The sequence below is a fragment of the Curtobacterium sp. MCLR17_044 genome (assembly GCF_003234435.1).
GTDB lineage: Bacteria > Actinomycetota > Actinomycetes > Actinomycetales > Microbacteriaceae > Curtobacterium > Curtobacterium flaccumfaciens.
Window position 1 is genome coordinate 27,220 of the sequence record NZ_QKTC01000007.1, and the last position, 18,348, is coordinate 45,567.

Annotated in this window: 19 protein-coding genes and 1 pseudogene; 13 read left to right on the top strand and 7 right to left on the bottom strand. The window is 73.0% G+C overall.

What is annotated here, in order from left to right:
- Positions 1 to 53: 53 nt before the first annotated feature.
- The 5 genes from DEJ04_RS06155 to DEJ04_RS06175 all read left to right on the top strand — a co-directional run bounded on the left by DEJ04_RS06155 (position 54) and on the right by DEJ04_RS06175 (position 6,966).
- Positions 54 to 2,879, top strand: coding sequence for a LuxR family transcriptional regulator (locus DEJ04_RS06155; protein ID WP_220035549.1), 2,826 nt, complete (start codon positions 54 to 56; stop codon positions 2,877 to 2,879).
- A gap of 129 nt (positions 2,880 to 3,008) precedes the next feature.
- On the top strand, positions 3,009 to 3,701 hold the full coding sequence (locus DEJ04_RS06160; RefSeq protein WP_111046537.1) for a hypothetical protein: 693 nt from the start codon (positions 3,009 to 3,011) through the stop codon (positions 3,699 to 3,701).
- Positions 3,698 to 4,432: an ABC transporter ATP-binding protein gene (locus DEJ04_RS06165; RefSeq protein WP_111030393.1), complete on the top strand. Its 735-nt coding sequence runs from the start codon at positions 3,698 to 3,700 to the stop codon at positions 4,430 to 4,432. The genes DEJ04_RS06160 and DEJ04_RS06165 overlap by 4 nt, the downstream gene beginning before the upstream one ends.
- A 1-nt stretch (position 4,433) precedes the next feature.
- The gene (locus tag DEJ04_RS06170; protein ID WP_111046538.1) at positions 4,434 to 5,804 is read left to right on the top strand and encodes an FtsX-like permease family protein; all 1,371 of its coding nucleotides are present in this window, start codon (positions 4,434 to 4,436) and stop codon (positions 5,802 to 5,804) included.
- A gap of 22 nt (positions 5,805 to 5,826) precedes the next feature.
- A complete protein-coding gene (locus DEJ04_RS06175) occupies positions 5,827 to 6,966 on the top strand; it encodes a glycosyltransferase (RefSeq protein WP_111046539.1) in 1,140 nt (379 codons plus the stop codon).
- Between the two features lie 12 nt (positions 6,967 to 6,978).
- Here the strand turns inward: DEJ04_RS06175 and DEJ04_RS06180 are convergent, their stop codons facing one another.
- On the bottom strand, positions 6,979 to 7,578 hold the full coding sequence (locus DEJ04_RS06180; RefSeq protein ID WP_111046540.1) for a TetR/AcrR family transcriptional regulator: 600 nt from the start codon (positions 7,576 to 7,578) through the stop codon (positions 6,979 to 6,981).
- A gap of 24 nt (positions 7,579 to 7,602) precedes the next feature.
- Here DEJ04_RS06180 and DEJ04_RS06185 point away from each other — a divergent pair, with 24 nt between their 5' ends.
- The 4 genes from DEJ04_RS06185 (at position 7,603) to DEJ04_RS06200 (ending at position 9,709) form a co-directional block, all read left to right on the top strand.
- On the top strand, positions 7,603 to 8,658 hold the full coding sequence (locus tag DEJ04_RS06185) for a hypothetical protein (protein WP_146248652.1): 1,056 nt from the start codon (positions 7,603 to 7,605) through the stop codon (positions 8,656 to 8,658).
- A 168-nt stretch (positions 8,659 to 8,826) separates the two neighbouring features.
- On the top strand, positions 8,827 to 9,075 hold the full coding sequence (locus DEJ04_RS06190; RefSeq protein WP_146248653.1) for a hypothetical protein: 249 nt from the start codon (positions 8,827 to 8,829) through the stop codon (positions 9,073 to 9,075).
- A gap of 74 nt (positions 9,076 to 9,149) precedes the next feature.
- Entirely contained in the window at positions 9,150 to 9,395 is a 246-nt protein-coding gene (locus tag DEJ04_RS06195; RefSeq protein WP_111024494.1) for a hypothetical protein, read from the top strand.
- Positions 9,396 to 9,400: 5 nt separating this feature from the next.
- A complete protein-coding gene (locus DEJ04_RS06200) occupies positions 9,401 to 9,709 on the top strand; it encodes a hypothetical protein (protein ID WP_111046543.1) in 309 nt (102 codons plus the stop codon).
- Here the strand turns inward: DEJ04_RS06200 and DEJ04_RS06205 are convergent.
- Positions 9,678 to 10,598: an NmrA family NAD(P)-binding protein gene (locus DEJ04_RS06205; RefSeq protein WP_111046544.1), complete on the bottom strand. Its 921-nt coding sequence runs from the start codon at positions 10,596 to 10,598 to the stop codon at positions 9,678 to 9,680. The genes DEJ04_RS06200 and DEJ04_RS06205 overlap by 32 nt on opposite strands.
- Positions 10,595 to 11,188: a MarR family winged helix-turn-helix transcriptional regulator gene (locus DEJ04_RS06210; protein WP_071404274.1), complete on the bottom strand. Its 594-nt coding sequence runs from the start codon at positions 11,186 to 11,188 to the stop codon at positions 10,595 to 10,597. Before DEJ04_RS06210 ends, DEJ04_RS06205 begins: the two co-directional genes overlap by 4 nt.
- Before the next feature lie 93 nt (positions 11,189 to 11,281).
- Here DEJ04_RS06210 and DEJ04_RS18845 point away from each other — a divergent pair.
- Positions 11,282 to 11,884, top strand: a pseudogene (locus tag DEJ04_RS18845) (epoxide hydrolase family protein); the annotation flags it as partial.
- A 483-nt stretch (positions 11,885 to 12,367) separates the two neighbouring features.
- On the opposite strand, the gene DEJ04_RS18850 reads toward DEJ04_RS18845, so the two are convergent.
- Genes DEJ04_RS18850 through DEJ04_RS06235 form a run of 4 tightly spaced genes read right to left on the bottom strand, consistent with a single transcriptional unit; the run spans position 12,368 to position 15,445 of the window.
- Positions 12,368 to 13,039, bottom strand: coding sequence for a signal peptidase I (locus tag DEJ04_RS18850; RefSeq protein ID WP_181433039.1), 672 nt, complete (start codon positions 13,037 to 13,039; stop codon positions 12,368 to 12,370).
- Positions 13,036 to 14,304 carry an RICIN domain-containing protein gene (locus DEJ04_RS06225; RefSeq protein ID WP_111046546.1) on the bottom strand — a complete coding sequence of 423 codons (1,269 nt, stop codon included), beginning with the start codon at positions 14,302 to 14,304 and terminating at the stop codon, positions 13,036 to 13,038. Before DEJ04_RS06225 ends, DEJ04_RS18850 begins: the two co-directional genes overlap by 4 nt.
- Positions 14,301 to 14,852 carry a hypothetical protein gene (locus DEJ04_RS06230; RefSeq protein ID WP_111033127.1) on the bottom strand — a complete coding sequence of 184 codons (552 nt, stop codon included), beginning with the start codon at positions 14,850 to 14,852 and terminating at the stop codon, positions 14,301 to 14,303. The genes DEJ04_RS06225 and DEJ04_RS06230 overlap by 4 nt, the downstream gene beginning before the upstream one ends.
- Before the next feature lie 23 nt (positions 14,853 to 14,875).
- Positions 14,876 to 15,445, bottom strand: coding sequence for an alternate-type signal peptide domain-containing protein (locus DEJ04_RS06235; RefSeq protein ID WP_111046547.1), 570 nt, complete (start codon positions 15,443 to 15,445; stop codon positions 14,876 to 14,878).
- A gap of 339 nt (positions 15,446 to 15,784) precedes the next feature.
- Here DEJ04_RS06235 and DEJ04_RS06240 point away from each other — a divergent pair, with 339 nt between their 5' ends.
- Genes DEJ04_RS06240 through DEJ04_RS06250 form a run of 3 tightly spaced genes read left to right on the top strand, consistent with a single transcriptional unit; the run spans position 15,785 to position 18,347 of the window.
- Complete coding sequence (locus tag DEJ04_RS06240) at positions 15,785 to 16,432, top strand: MerR family transcriptional regulator (protein ID WP_111046548.1); 648 nt, start codon at positions 15,785 to 15,787, stop codon at positions 16,430 to 16,432.
- Positions 16,429 to 17,391 carry an NAD-dependent epimerase/dehydratase family protein gene (locus DEJ04_RS06245; protein WP_111046549.1) on the top strand — a complete coding sequence of 321 codons (963 nt, stop codon included), beginning with the start codon at positions 16,429 to 16,431 and terminating at the stop codon, positions 17,389 to 17,391. The genes DEJ04_RS06240 and DEJ04_RS06245 overlap by 4 nt, the downstream gene beginning before the upstream one ends.
- Positions 17,388 to 18,347: a hypothetical protein gene (locus DEJ04_RS06250; RefSeq protein ID WP_258371322.1), complete on the top strand. Its 960-nt coding sequence runs from the start codon at positions 17,388 to 17,390 to the stop codon at positions 18,345 to 18,347. Before DEJ04_RS06245 ends, DEJ04_RS06250 begins: the two co-directional genes overlap by 4 nt.
- Position 18,348: the final 1 nt, after the last annotated feature.

An 18,348-nucleotide genomic window follows, 5' to 3' on the forward strand; every position in this document is an offset into this window, starting at 1 on the left:
CCAGCGCGACGTAACTTAGGTGAAAGATCACCTAAACGAGCGAAGGGCAGCGTGTGGACGCCGAACGAGCCGTGTCACCGCCGCTCCCCGACCGTGCACTGTTCGGCCGCGCGGACGAACTCGCGGCCCTCACGCGCCTGCTCGACGACGCCGCGGCGGTGACTGCGGACGGGGCGGCCGAGGACGAAGCGGCAGAGCGCGGCGCCGCGGTCCTGGTCGAGGGTGAGGCGGGCATCGGCAAGACGACGCTGCTCGCCGCCGTCGAGCGGCACGCGCGGCGGACCGGCTTCCGCGTGCTGACCTGCACCGGCATCCAGGGGGCGAACAGCGTGGGCTTCGACGGCCTGCACGAGCTGCTCCACCCACTGCTCCCCTTCGCGTCTGCCCTGCCGCCGCGCCAGCGCACCGCACTGCTCACGGCCCTCGCGGTCGAGGACGGCCCGAGTCCGGACCGCCTGCTGGTGAGCACCGCGACGCTCGGGCTGCTCGAGGAGGCCGCGTCGCACCGTCCGGTGTTCGTCCGCGCCGAGGACCTGCAGTGGCTCGACCGGTCCACCACCGAGGTGCTCGACTTCGTGGGACGCCGGCTCACGCACACCCCGGTCGTCGTCATCGCGGCGGTCCGGACCGGACACGCCCCGGACGCCGTGCCCCCGTGCAGCTTCACGCGGTTCGAGCTCGGACCGCTCGCCGACGACGCCGCCGAGGCCCTGCTCGACGCCCACGCCGGCACCCTGTCCACCTCGGTCCGGCGACGGGTGCTGGCCGAGGCCGGCGGCAACCCACTCGCCCTGCACGAACTGCCCGTCACCTGGACCACGGGCGGCCCGGCCACCATCGCGTCCCGGCTCCCCACCACGCGGCGGCTCGAGCAGGCGTTCCTCGAGCAGGTCGCCGCCGTCCCGTCCGGCAGCCGCTCGTTCCTGCTGCTCGCCGCGGCGGCCGACGACGCCGGCCTGCAGGACGTCATGGCGGCGGCCCGCACGATGGACCTCGGGGTCGACGACCTCGAGCCGCTCGAGGAACTCGGGCTCCTCCGCACCGACCTCGTCTCCTTGCGCTTCCGCCGCCCGCTCCTGCGCTCGGCGGTGATCGGCAACGCCTCGGCCGCTGCACGGTCCGCGGCGCACCGGGCACTCGCGTCGGTGGTCACCGACGGCATGCGCGCCGCCTGGCACCGGGCTTCGGCGACGTTCGAGCGGGACGAGTCCATCGCCGCCGACCTCGAGACCGCCGCGGACCGCGCGGCACAACGGGGTGCCCGCCCCGAGGCGGTCCGGGCCTACGAGCGTGCGGCCACCCTGTCGCAGGGGGTCACCGGTCGGGCACGTCGGCTGGGCCGGGCTGCCGAGACCGCACGGGCCGCAGGCATGACGGCCGAGGCGATCGAGCTCCTGGAGCAGGTCGACTCCCTCGCCGCCGACCCCGAGACGGTCACCGAGACCGCCGTCACGCAGACGGTGCTGAGCCTGACCACGGGTGCTGCCGGTCGACCACGCATCGAACTCCGCCGGATCCGGCCCGTGCTCGCCGGCCCGGAGCACGCGGACCGGCTCGTGCGGGTGCTCTGGGCGGCGGCCCTCAACGCCCGCGGCCGCAACCTGCCGCGATCGGAGTGGAAGGACATCGAGGCGGCCCTGCTCGCGACACGCTCGGCGAGCCCGCTGAAGTCGGTGGCCCTCGCCGTGCTGGCGCCGCTCGGCTCCGCCCAGCACCTGCGCACCGAACTCGCACACCTGGTGCCGCAGCTCACCGAGCAACCGCTCGCGATGGCGTCCCTCGCGATCGCAGCCGAGTCCCAGCAGGACCTCGAGACCGCGCTGACGTGCTGGGAGCTGGCGTACGAGCGTGCACACCAGCTCGGCGCCGTCGCCGACGAGACCCAGGCGCTCCGCGGCCGGGCGACGGTGCTCATGCTGCGCGGGCGGGTGCGGGACGGTCTGGCCGACGCCGAGTACGCCGTCCGCATCGCCCGCGACGTCCAGCTCCCGCTCATCGCCGGGATGGCCTACGCCACGCTCGCCCGGGGCCACGCCCTGCTCGGCGACGACGAGGCCGCGCTGGCCGCCCTGCGCGAGGGCTCGGAGTTCGCGCACGGCGGGCGGCTCGCCCTGGCCAGCGCCGACGCGCGGTGGGCAGCGGGACTGGTCGCCCTCGGTCAGCGGCGCCACCGGGACGCCCAGATCGAGTTCACGCACATGACCGTCCACGCGACCCGGTCCCTGTGGGCGATCGCCGACCGCGCCGAGGCCGCGGTCCGGGGCGGTCGACCCGATTCGGTCGTCGAGAACCTCGCCGAGGCCGAGGCGGTCGCCCGTACCACCGGGTCCGCGCACCTGACCGCCCTCGTCGTGCGGAGCCGGGCCCTGCTCGCCGAGGGCACGGACTCGACGGGAACCGACACCGACGGCGCGGGCGGCGCGGACCCGGAGTCCCTCTACGCCCGCGCGATCGAGGCCGGCCGCCTCGCGGACTCCCCGGTCGAACTGGCGAGGACCCAGCTGCTGTTCGGCGAGTGGCTCCGCCGCGAGCGTCGGGTGGTCGAGGCTCGGCTGCACCTCCGCGAGGCGCTCCACGCGTTCGACGCCGCCGGCACCGCGGGCTTCGCCGCCCGCGCCGCGGCGGAACTCCGCGCAGCCGGCGAGGCCCCGGAACGGGCCGACAGCACGACGGCGCCGACACGCGAACGGCTCACACCCCAGGAGCTGCAGATCGCGCGGCTCGCCGCCGCCGGCATGACGAACCGCGAGATCGCGGACCGCATCTACCTGTCGCACCGCACCGTCAGCACCCACCTGTACAAGGTGTTCCCCAAGCTCGGCGTGACGAGTCGCACCGAGCTGGCGGCCGCGCTGGCGGCGTCCGGTCCGACGGACTGACGCACCGGGCGACGACCTGGAGGCACGGGTTACGTCACGCAACGGATGCACCGTGGGCGGACCAGCTGCGAGCCTCGTGGCGGCGACCCGGCATCGGGTCGCGACCACGACGACCACCGGGAGGCGCCCATGCCGGAAGGCTCCGCCGACGACACCGCCGACCACGCGGCTGCGCGGCTGCCGGACGCGCCGAGCGCGTTCTTCACGGCCCTCGTGACCGAGCACTTCGTGCTCCAGACCGCGCGCGGCATCACCGTCTCGGAGTCGTCGACCCGGGCAGCGATCTACCTGACGACACTGTCGAGCGCCCTGGTGGCGTTCGGGTTCCTGGCCGACACCGACTTCGCCACGGGCTACCTCGCCGTGGTGATCCCGGTCGTCGTGCTGCTCGGGGTCTTCACCTACGAGCGACTCGTCCAGACCTCGCTGGAGGACGTGGTCGCCCTCGCCGCGATGCAGCGGATCCGCCGCTGGTACGGCACGATCCTGCCCGGCGCCCGGCGGTACTTCCCGGTGCCCGAGGACCGGATCGCGCCGAACGAGCTGCTCGACATCGGGCTCCGGCTGTCCTGGCACGGGGTGTTCTTCACGCTGTCGAGCGCGATCGCGGTCGTGAACTGCATCGTCGCCGGTGCCGGGGCGGCACTGCTGACCGCGAGCACGTGGGCGCCGTCCGGGTCCCTGGCGACCGGGGTGGTCACGGCCGTCCTGCTCGCCGGTGTGCACGGGGTCTACCAGGAGCGTCGGTACGCGCGGGTCCTCGGCATCCTGCGGTCCGACACCCGAGAACGACGACGAGAACGAGACGGACTGACACCATGACCGAACCCCTCCTGCAGGCACACGACCTGACGAAGTCGTTCCCCGGGCCGGAACAGTCGAGGGTCCCGGTGCTCCGGGGTGTCTCACTGTCCGTGCTGCCGGGCGAGTTCGTCGCCGTCGTCGGCCCCAGCGGCTCCGGCAAGTCGACGCTGCTGTACTGCCTGTCCGCCCTCGAGCCCTACGACAGCGGATCGGTGTCGATCGCCGGGCAACGCCTCGAGACCCTCCGACCGAAGCAACTGCAGGCACTCCGCCGTTCGACGGTCGGCTTCGTGTTCCAGTCCTTCAACCTCATCCCGTCGCTGACCGCGCGGCAGAACATCGCGCTGCCCGCCAGCCTCGCCCACCGGCCGGTCTCCGCGGACCAGGTCGACGCGGCGCTCGCCTCGGTCGGACTCGCCGACCGCGGCGACCACCGACCGGGCGCGCTGTCCGGCGGGCAGCAGCAGCGGGTCGCGATCGCCCGGGTCCTGGCGTCCGAACCGCACGTCGTGTTCGCCGACGAGCCGACCGGCGCGCTCGACACCACCGCCGGTGACGCGGTCCTCGACCTGCTGCGCCGGGTGGCCGACGGTGACAGGTCGGTGGTGATGGTCACGCACGACCTCGAAGCGGCTGCGCGTGCCGACCGTGTGCTCGTCCTGCGCGACGGGGCCGTGCACCGCGAGCTGGCGCACCCGGACGCCGCCGCGGTCCTCGAAGCACTGACCGCCGCCGCGCAGGAGGCCTGACGTGCTCCGACTCGTCCTGAGCGACCTGCGGCAGAACGCCGGCATCTGGATCGGCGCACTCGTCGTCAGCGCAGCCACCGCGGCGGCTGCCGCCATCGCGGCCGGGATGCTCGAGACCGGCTTCGCGCTCATCGGGTCAGGCAGGCCGACGGACCTGCTCCGGGCCGGCGGCCTCGCCACGCTCGCCTCGCTCGTCGTCGTGCTGACGATCATCGCCGTCACCGCCGTCCTCGGCAGCGTCACCCGCCTGACGATCGACCTGCAGCGGCGGGGCTACGCGCTCTGGCAGCTGGTGGGGGTGCCGTCCCGCACGGTCACGGTCGTCGTCCGGCTGCAGCTCGCCGTCGTGGCACTGGTCGGCAGCACGATCGGCTGCCTCGTCGTGGCCCCGTTCGTGCCGGCGTTCCTGCACTTCGGGCTGTCGGAGTCCGACGGGCTCCGGGACCTCGACGAAGGGTTCGGACCGACCAGCGCCGTCGCGGTCGTGCTCGCGGTGACGCTCGTCGTCGTCCTGAGCAGTCTCCGGCCGTCGCGCCGAGCCGGTCTCGTCCGCCCGATCGAGGTCCTGCGGGAGCCCGAGTCCGTCCGCACCCGGACGACCTGGACCCGCTGGGCCGCGAGTGCCGTCGCACTGCTGCTCGCCGGGCTCCTGACCAGCTCGATCGTCGACGCCGGCGTCCGGACCGGTGGCCAGGTGCTGCTGATCGGGCCGCTCCTGACGGCGGCCTGCACCGCGATCGGCCACGCGGTGTTCCCGGTCGCCCTCCGGGCATGGACCGCGGTGGTGCCCACGCACCGATCGGCATCGTGGTTCCTCGCACGCAACGCCGCCGCGTTCTCCGTCGACCGGAGCAGCGCCACGGTGAGCGCGCTCGTCATCACGATCGCCCTGCCCGGAAGCCTCTTCGCCGGCTTCGACACCCTGGGTGACGCCGTGCACCGGACCACGGGGTCGTCATCGGGTGGTGGACTCGACCTGCAGAGCGTCCTGCTCATGCTCGGCGGGCCGCTGCTCGTTTCGCTCTTCGGCGCGGCCGCCACCGTCCTGATGGCCGGACGCACCCGCGAGCAGGAGGCCGCGCTGGTCGAGGCCGCCGGCGGGTCCCGCGCCACCGTGCTCGCCCGCGCAGCCTGGGAGTCCGTCATCCTCGTCGGCACCGCGGTCCTCGTCGCCGCCGTCGTCCTCGTGCTGACCGGCTGCGGACAAGCCGTCGCGCTCGCGGTCACCGTCCCCGGCACGCAGCCCCACCTGGGTCTGCGAGCCGCCCTTCCGGCCGCCCTCGTGAGCCTCGTGCTCATGGTGGCCGCCGGCACGATCCCCCTCCTCGCGGGACGCAGACGCAGCATCCCGCTCGTCCTCGCCGCCGACTGACCCCGAACCAGGAAGACCCCTCTTGCGCATCCTCTTCTCCGGCGTCCCCGCACTCGGACACCTCCTGCCCCTCGTCCCGCTCGCCCGTGCCGCACAGGCGGCCGGCCACGACGTCGCCCTGCTCACCAGTGGTGGGATGCGCGAGCCCATGGCGACCGAACTGCCCACGGTGCCGGTCCTGGCGGCCGGACCCATGCCTCCCGACCTGTTCGCCGAGGTGGCCCGCCGCATCCCCGGCAGCGACCCCGCGAACCGGCCCGAACCGGCGGCCGTCGCCGAGTTCTTCGCTGGCACCCGCGTCGACCTGACCGCCGACGACGCCGAGCGCGCAGCGCGCGGGTGGCCGCCCGACGTGGTCGTCGCGGACGCCGTCGACCTGGTCGGACCGCTCGTCGCCGCGGAACTCGGCGTGCCGTACGCGATCGTCGCCTTCGGCCCCGAGGTCCCCGAGGAGTTCCGCCGCCCGATGGCCGAGCTCGTCCTCCCCCGCTACGCCGAGCGAGCAGTGGTGCCCACCCCGCCCATCGCCCTGCTCGACCCGACGCCGGTGTCGCTGCAGGCACCCGGGTGGACGCAGCCGCCCGTCACGATCCCGTTCCGTTCCGAACCGCACAGCCGACCCGACACCGCCGCCGCCGCCGAGCCGCTCGCACCGGTCTCGGTGCGCGGAGGACGACCGCGGGTGCTCGTCACCCTCGGCACGGTCTTCGGCGACGCCGCGCTGCTGACGGCGATCCTCGACGGGTTCCAGCCCGACGAGGCCGACCTGGTGGCGACCGTCGGGGTCATCGGCGAGCGCCTCGACGACAGCGAGCACGTGCACTTCGTGCCGTTCCGCCCGATGCGCGAGCTGCTCGAGGGCGTGGACCTGGTCGTCGCAGCGGCCGGCGCCGGCACGGTGCTCGCCGCGGCCAGCGTGGGCGTGCCGATGGTGCTGCTCCCGCAGGGCGCGGACCAGTTCATCAACGCTGCCCGTGCCGCCGAGGCCGGTGTCGCGGTCGTGGTCGACGAGCCGTCGGCGGTCGGCCCGGCGGTGCACCGGATGCTCGCGGAGCGCAGTCACTTCGCCGCGGCATGGCGACTGAGCGACGAGACCGCGCAGCGCCCGAGCGCGACGGACGCCGTCAGGGAGCTCGTCGAACGGGTCGAGCGCGTCGCCTGACGACCGGTCTGGTCAGCGGTCGGTCGGCCCGGGTGCTGCGGGTTCCGGGTCGAACACCGTCTGGGTGAACCGCTGCGCGAGCGGGTCGTCCTGGTCCCCGAGCCGGATGCCGAGCAGCGTGTTGATGAGCATCCCCTTGGCCAGGAACGACTCCGCCGCGGACTCCGACAGCCCGGCCTCCTCGACCAGGAAGTGCAGGATCCGGGTGAAGCCGTCTCGGGCGACCGGTCCGACGACGGGGTCGGCACCGAGCATGTACGACTGCATCACGATGAGGTGCACGCCGTCCTCGGTCGCGAGCGCACGGTACGCAGCGCCGAGGCGGGACGCGACGGTGCCCGGCTGCCCGTCGTCGAGCGCCGCCCGGAACGCGTCGAGCACGGCTTCGAGGCACCCGTCGACGACGGCGAGGAACAAGTTCTCCTTCGAGCCGAACATCCGGACGACGTACGGCTGGCTGATGCCCGCGGCCTGGGCGATGCGCTCCGTGGTCGCGCCGTGGTACCCCTGCCGGGCGAACACGGCGGCCGCCGCGGTCAGGGTGGCCTCGCGCCGCTGGCTGCCGGCCATGCGCTCCGCACCCTTCTGGACCGGACCCCTTGCTGTCGTCATGCCGCGAGGGTATCATCCGATTCCATGAGTAATGAATCGATTACTAACAGCGCTGCGAAGTCTGCCGGCTTCCCCCCGGTCCGCCGGGTGCTGCCCGTCCTCGTCACCCAGGTCCTGGTCGCGATGACCGTCGCCGGAGCGTTCGCCGGCCTGTACATCGGCCTGCAGAAGGCCCCGACACCACACCACCTGCCCATCGCCGTCGTCGGCACCCAGGTGGCCGACGCGGCGGGCAAGGCGCTCGGCGACCGCGCCGACGTGCGCACCGCCGGTTCCCCCTCCGACGCACGCGACCTCGTCCGGTCCCGCGATGCGGTCGCAGCCCTCGTCCCCGGCAGCGACGGTTGGTCCCTGTACACGGCAGGCGCCGAGGGACGGAGCGCGACGACCGCCGCGACCACGATGCTCTCCGGGGTCGCGGCCGGTGCCGGTGCCTCCGTCACCCGCACACAGGACGTCGTCCCGCTCGCGACGAACGATGCCCAGGGGATCGCGGGGTTCTACCTGGTCTTCGGCACGACCCTGGCGGCGTTCATCCTGGCGCAGGTCATGAACTCACTCGGCGCCCTCGCGCGCCTCCGCACCCGGATCGTCGTCACGGTGGTGGGGAGCATCGCCGCAGCCGCGGTGGTCGCCGTCATCGCCGGGCCGATCGACGGCGCCGTCCCCGCAGCGACGGGCGCCGTGATCGTGGTGCTCTCGCTCCTCGCCGTCGCCGTCTCGCTGTCCACGATGGCGATCACCTCGATCGTCGGACCGATGGGCGTGATCGTCTCGACGCTCCTCTTCACAACCCTCGGCAACGCGACGAGCGGTGCGACGATCAGCACCCACCTGTTGCCACCCGTGCTCGCCACCGTCGGACAGGCCCTCCCGCCGGGTGCCGCGTTCGGCGCCGTCACGGGGTTCAGCTACTTCGACGGGGCTGGCGCGACGGGCGCGCTCCTCACGTTGGGTGCGTGGATCGTCGCCGCAGCCGTGTCCCTGTCGGTGGCGCACGGGGTGCGGACCGGCGCCGCACGGCGACGGGACGTCGCGGCGATCGTCGGACCGATGCCGCCGGCCGCCGTCGTGGCGTGAGCGATGCGGTCACCGCGAGCGGCTGACGGACTGGAGGCCCGGTGCCAGCTGGCACCGGGCCTCCCGTCCGCCTGTCGGCACGGCCGATTCGTTGCCGGATCGAGACACCCGTCCGGCCCGGCGTGCGGCATGGTTGAGCCACCGATGGCAGGCAGGACGGAGCGCACGGTGGAACGAGTGGTGGGGTGGGCCACGATCGCGGTGGTCGTCACCGTGACGGTGTCGATGTTGCTGGTGGTCCAGACGACCACTTGTCTCGACGCCGTCCCCGGAGCGGGCACGAGCTCCTGCACGACCACGCCGATGATCGGTGTCGCCGGCACGTGGGTCGCGGCTGTCACCGGCGCCGTCGTGCTCGCGGTCTGCGTCTGGCAGATCGTCCGGGCGGCCCGAGCCGGCCGCGTGCCGATCGACTGATACCGCTCCAGGAATGTGCGGCGGAACAGCCGTGCGAGGATTCGTCAACCGCACTCTCGAGGGGAACAACCGCCATGACCACAGCCCGCACACTCCACTGGGTCAGCACCGTGCTCCTCGCCGTGGGGTTCCTCGGCGTCGGGGCGCTGATGTACGACGCGTCCTACGGCCCGGAGGGCGGCGGCGCGAACATCGGCCTCGGCCTCGCCCTCATCCCGTGTCTCGGATCAGGCGTCGTCGGGCTCGCACTGGGAGCCGCAGCCTTGGTCGCCACGTGGTGGGGCACCCGGGCCGAGCGCTCGCGGACTGCGGTCCGGTGACACAGATGTCCGCCCCGTCCGCTACGCGTCCCTGGACGCTGATCGCCGTCGTGGTGCTGGTCGGCTGGGCGATCGTGACGGCGCTGCTGTTCCCGGTCACGGGGATGGACGAGCACGAGGGGCCCGGCGACCAGGTGTGGCGGACCTCGTCGAGCACGCTCGGCGTGCCGCTCTCACCGGAGTGGGACGTCCTCGTCTGGCTCGCCGCGCTCGCGCTGGTGCCGGTCGTCGTCGTCGGTCTCGCGTTCCTGCTCCGCCGCCGACGACCGCACACCGCGCCCGTCAGTCCGTCGCCGGGTGGCCCTGCCCACTGAGGTGCGCGCGGAGCACGTCACGGACGCTCGTCCACGACTGCACGCCGTAGCGGTCGTTGTCGACGTGGTGCAGCTGCGCCTGCCCGCTGAACATGCTCACGAAGTACTGCATCCCCTGCCATGCCGGGAACGTCTCGTCGGGGTCCTTCGACAGGCGCTTGCCGACGGCGCTCATTGCGGACAGGGTCCCGGTGGTGCCGGCCCACTGCAGCCGGAAGCGCTCCCCCGTCAGCTCCCTCATGGTGCGTGCGACGTCGCGTGCGGTGACCTGGTCGCCCGCCATCTCGATCACCCGCGGAGCATCGTCGTCCAGGGCGGCGAGCGCCGTGACCCTGGCGACGTCGTCCTTCGTGGTGAAGTCGAGCACCTGGTCCGCCGACGACCAGAACAGCACGAGCCGACGGCCGGACAGGATCATCGGGGCTTCGCCGGTCAGCAGGTCGGTGAACATGCCGGTCAGGATCGAGGTCGCCTGCACCGGGGCCGCGTCGAGGTCGGCGGCAAACTCGCGCCGCAGCTCGAAGTTGCGGTTGGTGCCGGGTGCGATCCGCCGGTAGTCGGCCGAGTAGTCGGACGGGATGAACCGCCGGACGCCCGCCGCCACGGTCGCCGCGAGCAGCGCGCGCTGGGCGTCGACGATCACCGGGCGGGTCCCGCTCACGGCGGAGACCACGACGTCGGCGCCGCTCACGGCCCGGGTCAGGGCGTCGTGGTCGCCGTACTCGGCGGCAACCACGTCGACACGGGCGTCGTCGCCGAAGCGTTCTGCGGCGGTCCTGCTGCCGGGCCGGGTGAGGACCCGGACCCGCACGTCGTGCTGGGTGAGCTCGCGGACGATGCGATGCCCGAGGTCGCCGGTGGCGCCGGCGACGAGGATGGTGGTGGTCATGGGCGGGGCCTCACTGCAGTGGTGGTCGACGTGGTCGTCGCGGTGCGCCGTCGGGATCGCTCCGGGACGGCGAGGGGGTGCTGGAACGTGGGGTCTGCCTGGTCCGGTCCGGCGGTGCCGAGCCCGGCGGTGAGCGCGACGCGGGCCAGCAGCCGGCGCAGCGTCGTCTGTTCGTCGTCGTCGAGGTGCCGCATGAGCACGCCCTCGGCGCCGCGCAGGGCGGACCGCGTCCGGGCGAGCAGGGCACGGCCGGCGTCGGTGGGGTGGACCTGCCGCACCCGCCGGTCCGTCGGGGCGGGGCGGCGCTCGACGAACCCGCCCGCCTCGAGCGCGTCGACGATGTAGGTCATCTGGGTCTTGTCGATCCCGAGGCGCTGCGCGAGCCCGAGTTGCGACGACGGCTCCTCGGTCGTGGTCGCGACGAGCACCTGGTAGCCACGGGGACCTCCCGGCACGTCGGCGACCGCCTCGCTGCCCAAACGCGTGAAGCCCTGGAGCGCCAGCGGCAGCGCCCACCCGAGTTCGGATTCGATGCCCTCAGCACCCCAGTCGATCTCGGGGAGTGCGTCGGTCGGCGTCGGACTGTCCATACCGGAGACCGTACCGGAACAAGATCGTCTTGTGCAAAGATCATCTGCGATCAAGACGGACAGCCGCCCTGACGCCGAGCAGCCGAGGACCCCATGTCGGACACCGCAGCCATCACCCCGTTCACCCTCGACGTCCCCCAGGTGGAGCTCGACGACCTGCGCCGCCGTCTGCTGGCCACCCGCTGGCCCGATGCCGAGACCGTCGGGGACACCTCGCAGGGACCCCGACTCGAGAAGATCCGCGCCCTCGTCGAACACTGGACGACGGAGTACGACTGGCGCCGGACCGAGGCGCTGCTGAACGGCTGGGGCCAGTACACGACCCACATCGACGGGCTCGAGGTCCACTTCCTGCACGTCCGGTCCGCCGTCCCCGGTGCCCGTCCGCTCCTGCTCACCCACGGCTGGCCCGGTTCCGTCCTGGAGTTCCGCCACGCGATCGGTCCACTCACCGACCCGGTGGCGCACGGCGGCGACGCGGCGGACGCCTTCCACGTCGTGACCCCGAGCCTGCCCGGCTTCGGCTTCTCCGGGAAGCCGACGACGACCGGGTGGAACACCGCCCGGACCGCGCGGGCCTGGTCGGCACTGATGTCCCGGCTCGGGTACACGGACTGGTTCGCCCAGGGCGGCGACCTCGGCGCCACCGTCACCGCGGAGCTCGCGGCACTGCAGGCCGCCGGGGACATCGGGCTCGCCGGGATCCACCTCAACATGGCGCTGTTCATGCCGACCGACGACGAAGCCCGGAACGCCTCCCCCGACGAGCAGGTCATGCTGCAGGAGAGCGGCCACTACTGGCAGGAGCTGTCGGCCTACTCGCAGCAGATGTCGACCCGCCCGCAGACCATCGGGTACTCGTTGGCGGACTCCCCCGTCGGGCTGGCGTCGTGGATCTACGCGATGTTCCAGGACGTCGGCGGCTCCCACGACGAACACGGCGATGCCGAACGGCTCTTCCCGCTCGACGAGATCATCGACGACGTCCTGCTGTACTGGCTGCCGAACACCGCTGCGTCCTCGGCGCGCATCTACTGGGAGGCGACGCGGACCGGCTGGGCCACCCCGGGCACCGTCGAGGAACCACTGACCCTGCCGGTCGGGCTGAGCATCATGCCCGGCGAGTACGTCCGCGGTCGCGCCGCTGGGCAGCGCGCCGGTACACGGACCTGGTGTTCTTCAACGAGGTCGCGCGCGGCGGCCACTTCGCGATGCTCGAACAGCCGGAGCTGCTCGTCGACGACGTCCGTGCGACGTTCCGCGGGCTCCGGTGACGGCGACCGAGCGGATCACCAGCAGCAGGGCGTAGCCGATCATCACGCCGCCCAGCGTCGGCACGAGCCAGGCGCGCGCGTCGCCCGCGACGGCGGTGTTCACGAACCCCAGGCCGGGGATCGAGTACCAGACCCGCCCCATGACCTGCGCGGCGACGACCCGTTCGGGATCGACGGCGGAGTTGTTGTCGCCCTTGAACGTGAACAGGCGGCGACCGTCGGCGCCGATCGCGACGGCGACCACGCGGTGCGAGATCACGCCGGGCCGATCGACCCGGATCTGGTAGGTGACGATGTCGCCGACACCGATGTCCGAGGGGTCCACCGGGCGGACGACCGCCAGGGTGCCCGGTGGCATCCCCGGCTCCATTGAGCTCGTCAGCACGGTGAGCGGCACCGAACCGGTGATCCGCGGCACGAGGATCGCCAGCGCCGCGAGCCCGACCACGGCGATCAGGAGCAGGACCGCGGCCGTCTGCCCCAGCAGCCGGAGGGCGCTCGACCAGCGGGCACCCTGCGGCTGCGGCTGCGGCTGCGGCTCCCGCTCCGGCTTCGCCTGCAACACTGCGGTCGTCACGACGTGGCCCGGAGGGAGAACAGCTGGAGTCCGGACGTGCTGCAGTCGGCGACCGTCATCGGGTTGGTGGCGGCGGACCCGCTCGACGCCGTCAGGCAGAGGTCGTTCCGGTTGCGGAACCGGAAGAGCCCACTGCCCGCGCCGACCGCTTCGGCCGTCCACTTCTGGGCGCTGATGTCGTTGTCGGGACGGAGCAGGGCGGAGCGGTCACTCGGGGCGTCCCAGTGCAGCGACGGGTTCGACGGAGACGTGATCCGGAGCCAGTCGTCCTCGGGCGTGAAGCGCCAGGTCTGCGTCGCGCTGGTCGTGCAGGACGTCGTGGTGAGCGGCGAGCCGGACGCCGACCCACCACTCGCGACGCACGTGCCGGTGGCGTCGTTCCGCAGGACGTACCGGCTCGTGGACGTGTACCAGCCGGTGGCGTGCTGGATGCCGGGAGACGACGGTGACGCGTGGCCGCCCGCCCCGCTGGCGACCGCTCGCACCGTGTACGCGTAGTACTTCGAGACCCGCAGACCGGTGTCGGTGAAGGACCGGACGGACGCCGACGTCACGCTGACCAGGACGCCGTCGCGGTACACGGCGTAGGACCCGATGCCGCTGGTGTCCGCGGGCGCTGCCCAGGTGACGGTGATGCTGCTGTCGGTCTCGGCGGTCTTCGACGGCACCGACGGGGTGACGGTGTCGGCGACGTTCTGGGCGGCGCGGGCGTGCGCGGTGCCGACCCAGGCCCCCTGGCGGGCGGTGACGGTCGCGTCCAGGGTGGTCGAGCCTCCGGAGAGGTCGAAGCGCTGGCCCTGGCTGACCGACGTCCGCACACAGGTCGAACGGCTCGCGCCGGCGGCGAGGGTGGCGACCACGGGGGCGATCGTCGTGCCCGAACCGGTGATCGCCGCACTCGACGGAGCACCGGAGCAGGGGTTGGCGTTCGTGGACTGCCAGACGTCGACCCGGACGGCGCTCGACACCGCTGACCCGGCGGTCGCCGCGAGCGAGAGCGAGGTGGTGGCGGGGACGGACCCCGAGTTCGACACCGTGACGAGCGCCGTGTGGGACAGCGCGGCCGAGGAGTACGTCGTGGCGAGGTCCTCGACGCCGCGGATGCCGACCGAGACGGAGCCGGTCGTCGCGGCGGCCCGGACGGACTGTGCCGGGGCGGTCCACGTCGCCCACGCCGTCCCGCCGCTCACGAGTTCGAGCGCGACGACCGCGGCGGCCGTCGCTCCGAGCAGGAGCACGCGTCGACGCGAAGTGCGGTCGGTCATGATCCTGCCTGCGTCCCGCTGATGGTCGTGGTGAAGTCGGTGGAGAGGCCCTGCTGCGAGGCGGCTGCGTCGGCCGGCATCGCGACGGCGAGACAGAGGACGACGGCGGCGCCCGGGGGCAGCGCGATGCCCGCGGACCGCGGCGAGGTCGAGTCGAGCGTGCCGGACCACGTGGGGCGCACGCTGCCGGCTCGGCAGACGGCCGCCGACGTCGCAGCGCCGACGGTCACCCGCAGGTCACTGCGGACGCCGGAGGCCGACGTCGTCGTGCCGGCTCGCGCCATCGCGACACCGAGGTCGAGGGGGACGTCGCCGGTGTTCGTCGCGGTGACCACGCCGAACTCGGTGGCACCGGGGTAGAGCGGTGCGGACGGCAGCGCGAGACTGCTCAGCGACAGGTCCGCGGACCCGGCGGTGATCGTCGCGGGCTCGGTCGAGGACCGGGCGCTGAGGAGGGCGAACGTGCCACCGTCGGTGGAGATGGCGACGACCGCCACGATCCCCACCGCGGCGACGGCGAGCAACGTCGCCGTCGGCCAGCCGGTCATCGCGCCCCCTCGGCGCCGGCGGCTCACGCCTGGGTCAGGGTCACGGCGATGGCGTCGAGGTCGACCGACCCGTTCTGCGTGCCGTCCTCGACACCGGGGGTGGTGCTCTTCGGGAAGGCGATGGTCACGCCGACGCGGACGTCCTGCTGCGAGCCGGTCTGCCCGGTCACCTTGTAAGGCGCAGCGGCACCGGAGACCCCGTCACCGGACGCGGTGAGCACCGCGTTCGCCGACAGGTACTTCGCCAGTGCGACGTCCGCCGGAGCCGACGTCGAGGTGGCCTCGACCGATGCCGGGTCCACGGCCAGGGTGGCCTTCAATCCCTTGCCGTTCGCGGTGACGACCATGTCCTGCGAGTAGGTGACGACGTCGCCCGGCACGATCGGGTAGCCGTCCAGTGTCGAGAGCGGCGACCCGCCGTTGACGGTCCAGCTCGCCGCCTGTGTGGTCGGCTTGATCGAGAGTGCGCCGGCGACGATGGTGCCCCCGGCGGTCTCGGCGCTGGAGTTCCAGAGCGCGAAGGTGCCGGCGCCTCCGAGCAGGAGGGCGACGCCCGCTGCGCCGATGATCGAGGCGGTGATGATCTTCTTCATGGTGTGCTCTCTGCGACGTCGAACGTCGGATCTGCGTCGACCACGTGCGGGCGGACAGCTCGATGAGCTGCTGGCAGCCACGCCCCGGGGAAGGGCGCGGCGCATCGACCGGAGAACGTGGTGCTCGACCTGCTGGGAGCGGCAAGTGCAGGAGACGAAGCCCTGCGAGCAGGGACCCGCCGACGGCCGGTCGTGCTGCTTCGCTGAGTATGACATGACAATGCCCCGCGTGCCGATCTGCGCGGAGGCACAGGCAGACTGGCAGGTTGACACACCCTCACCTGCTCACTCGGAGGCGAGAGCCTTGTGGACACAGGTAGATACCGCTACTCTCCGATAGTGCGAATATCTGAACTTGCCCGAGCGGCGGCCACGCCGGTCACCGCCGTCAAGTACTACCAACGCGAAGGCCTGCTGCCTCCCGGCCAGAAGTCGGCGCCGAACCAGACCGCCTACGACGACCGGCACGTCGAACGGGTCCGGCTCGTCCGGGCACTCCTGGAGACCGGCGGGCTCTCGGTCGCCGTGACGAAGCAGGTCCTGGCCGTGCTCGATGCCGAGACCGCACCGCTGGCCGAGGTCTTCGCCGTCGCCCAGTACGCGATGACCACCCCGCGCTCCCCCGAGTCCGAGGCGACCCCGGAGGCCCGTACCCGGATCGAGGAACGGGTGTCGGCCGCCGGCTGGTGCGCGACATCGGACAACCCGGGACTCGAGACCGCGGCCCGGGCGCTCGACGGGCTGCGCACCATCGGGTTCGACGCTCCGGACGACTACCTCGACGCCTACGTGTCGGCAGCGGCGAGCGCGGCACGTGCTGACGTCGCCGCGCTGCAGGACCGCGACGGCCGGACCGCGATGGCGGAGTTGATGGTGATCGGCACCGTCCTCGGCGATCCGCTCTTCGCAGGACTCCGGCGCCTGGCGCAGCAGGACGCCACCCACGAGCTGTTCCCCGTCGCCGAGGCGGACCAGGCCGGCGCATGACCGCTCCGCTGCACGTCGTCCTGGGCGGCAACGGTGTCGTCGGGCGCGAGACGCTCCGAGCTCTCCGCGAGCACGACGTCGCCGCCGTGTCCGTCGGCCGGCGCCCGTCGACACCAGCAACGGCAGGCAACAACGAGAGCGAGAGCGCCAACGCCACCCCCGAACACCTCATCGCCGACCTGCTCGACCCCACCGCCGTCCGCCGCGCATTGCACGGCGCCGACGTCGCGTACCTCGTCGCCGGACTGCCGTACTCGTCGGGGGTCTGGGCCGACCAGTGGCCGCGGATCGTCGACAACGTCGTCGAGGCAGCCCTGGCCGAGGGCACCCACCTGGTGTACCTCGACAACGTCTACGCCTACGGCCGCGTGTCCGGGCCGATGACCGAGGCGACCCCGATCAACCCCTCCGGCCGGAAGGGTGCGGTGCGCGCGGCCGCCCTCGAACAGCTGCGGACCGCGGCCGAACGCGGACTGGCCGTCACCATCGGGCGGAGCGCCGACTTCACCGGCCCCGGGGCGACGACGAGCGTGTTCAACGGGTTCGTCGTCGACCGGATCGCCGCCGGCAAGCGCCCGACCTGGCTGCTCGACGCCGACCAGCCGCACTCCCTCACCGCCACGACCGACGTCGGCGACGCGCTCGTGGTCCTCGGCACCGACGACCGTGCGACGGGCCGGACCTGGCACCTGCCGACCGCCCCGGCGCTGACCGGGCGGCAGTACGTCGAGCTCGCCGGGGTACCCGCCGCTCGCACGGCCGTGATGTCGTCGGCCACGCTGCGCTTCGGTGCGCTGTTCAACACGTCCGCCCGCGAGACGCTCGAGCTGCGGTACCAGTACACCGACCCCTACGTCTTCGACTCGTCGGCGTTCGAGCAGACCTTCGGCGTGCACCCGACCCCCACCGCCGACGTCGTGGCCGCCGCCCTGCTGCACGCCCGGAGCGTGACCCGGTGATCGGCGCCGTCCGCCGAGCGGTCGCGTGGCACCCGGCACTCATGGCCGTGGCAGGCCTGATGGTCGTGTCCGCCGCGGTCTGCCTCGTCGGACTCGTCGTGGATCCCCGGACCATCCTCGGGGCACCGGCGTGGATGAAGCCCCTGAAGTTCTCGCTGTCGATCCTGCTCTACGCCGTCACGTGGGCGTGGCTCATCGCCCACCTGCCGAAGTGGCGGACGCTGGCTCGCCGACTCGGCACCGTGGTCGCCGTGGCCCTGGTGGTGGAACAGGTGCTCATCGTGTGGGCCGCCGCGACCGGTACGACGAGTCACTTCAACGTGTCGAACAGCGTGCACGTGGTGGTGTGGGCGGTGATGGCGGTGGCGATCACGACGCTCTACCTCTGCACCTTCGTCACCTCGATCGCGCTGTTCTTCCTGCGCCTGCCCACCCCGGCACTGACGGTCGCCGTCCGTGCCGGTGCCGTCATCGCGCTCGGCGGCATCGGGGTCGCGTTCCTGATGACCGGCCCGACCCCCACCCAGCTCACCGCTCCGGACGGGATCGTCGGCGCCCACACGGTGGGGATCGCGGACGGCGGACCCGGGGTGCCGCTGCTCGGGTGGAGCACGGTCGGCGGCGACTACCGGGTCGCCCACTTCGTCGGCATGCACGCCCTGCAGGTGCTCCCGCTGGTGGCGCTCCTGGTCGCCGCCGCCGGTCGGCGCCTGCCGTGGCTGGCACACCCGACCACGCAGGTGCGGATCGTGGTCGTCGTCGCGGTCGCGTGGGCGGCGGGTACCGTGCTCCTCACCGTGCAGGCCGCGGTCGGACAGCCGGTGGTCCACCCCGCCGGGGCGGTGGGCGCGGTGGCGTGGTCACTCGTCGTGCTCGCCGCAGGCGCGAGCGTGGCCGTGCTGCTCCGTGCCCGCCTGCTCCGTGCCCGCACCGCTCCCGCGGCGCGACTGCGCTGAC

Coding starts and splice junctions, on each gene's coding strand:
- DEJ04_RS06200 (WP_111046543.1), top strand. CDS start 9,401: ATGTCCGCCCCGTCCGCTACGCGTCCCTGGACGCTGATCGCCGTCGTG.
- DEJ04_RS06235 (WP_111046547.1), bottom strand. CDS start 15,445: ATGAAGAAGATCATCACCGCCTCGATCATCGGCGCAGCGGGCGTCGCC.
- DEJ04_RS06230 (WP_111033127.1), bottom strand. CDS start 14,852: ATGACCGGCTGGCCGACGGCGACGTTGCTCGCCGTCGCCGCGGTGGGG.
- DEJ04_RS06160 (WP_111046537.1), top strand. CDS start 3,009: ATGCCGGAAGGCTCCGCCGACGACACCGCCGACCACGCGGCTGCGCGG.
- DEJ04_RS06185 (WP_146248652.1), top strand. CDS start 7,603: ATGAGTAATGAATCGATTACTAACAGCGCTGCGAAGTCTGCCGGCTTC.
- DEJ04_RS06205 (WP_111046544.1), bottom strand. CDS start 10,598: ATGACCACCACCATCCTCGTCGCCGGCGCCACCGGCGACCTCGGGCAT.
- DEJ04_RS06225 (WP_111046546.1), bottom strand. CDS start 14,304: ATGACCGACCGCACTTCGCGTCGACGCGTGCTCCTGCTCGGAGCGACG.
- DEJ04_RS06210 (WP_071404274.1), bottom strand. CDS start 11,188: ATGGACAGTCCGACGCCGACCGACGCACTCCCCGAGATCGACTGGGGT.
- DEJ04_RS06245 (WP_111046549.1), top strand. CDS start 16,429: ATGACCGCTCCGCTGCACGTCGTCCTGGGCGGCAACGGTGTCGTCGGG.
- DEJ04_RS06180 (WP_111046540.1), bottom strand. CDS start 7,578: ATGACGACAGCAAGGGGTCCGGTCCAGAAGGGTGCGGAGCGCATGGCC.
- DEJ04_RS06165 (WP_111030393.1), top strand. CDS start 3,698: ATGACCGAACCCCTCCTGCAGGCACACGACCTGACGAAGTCGTTCCCC.
- DEJ04_RS06195 (WP_111024494.1), top strand. CDS start 9,150: ATGACCACAGCCCGCACACTCCACTGGGTCAGCACCGTGCTCCTCGCC.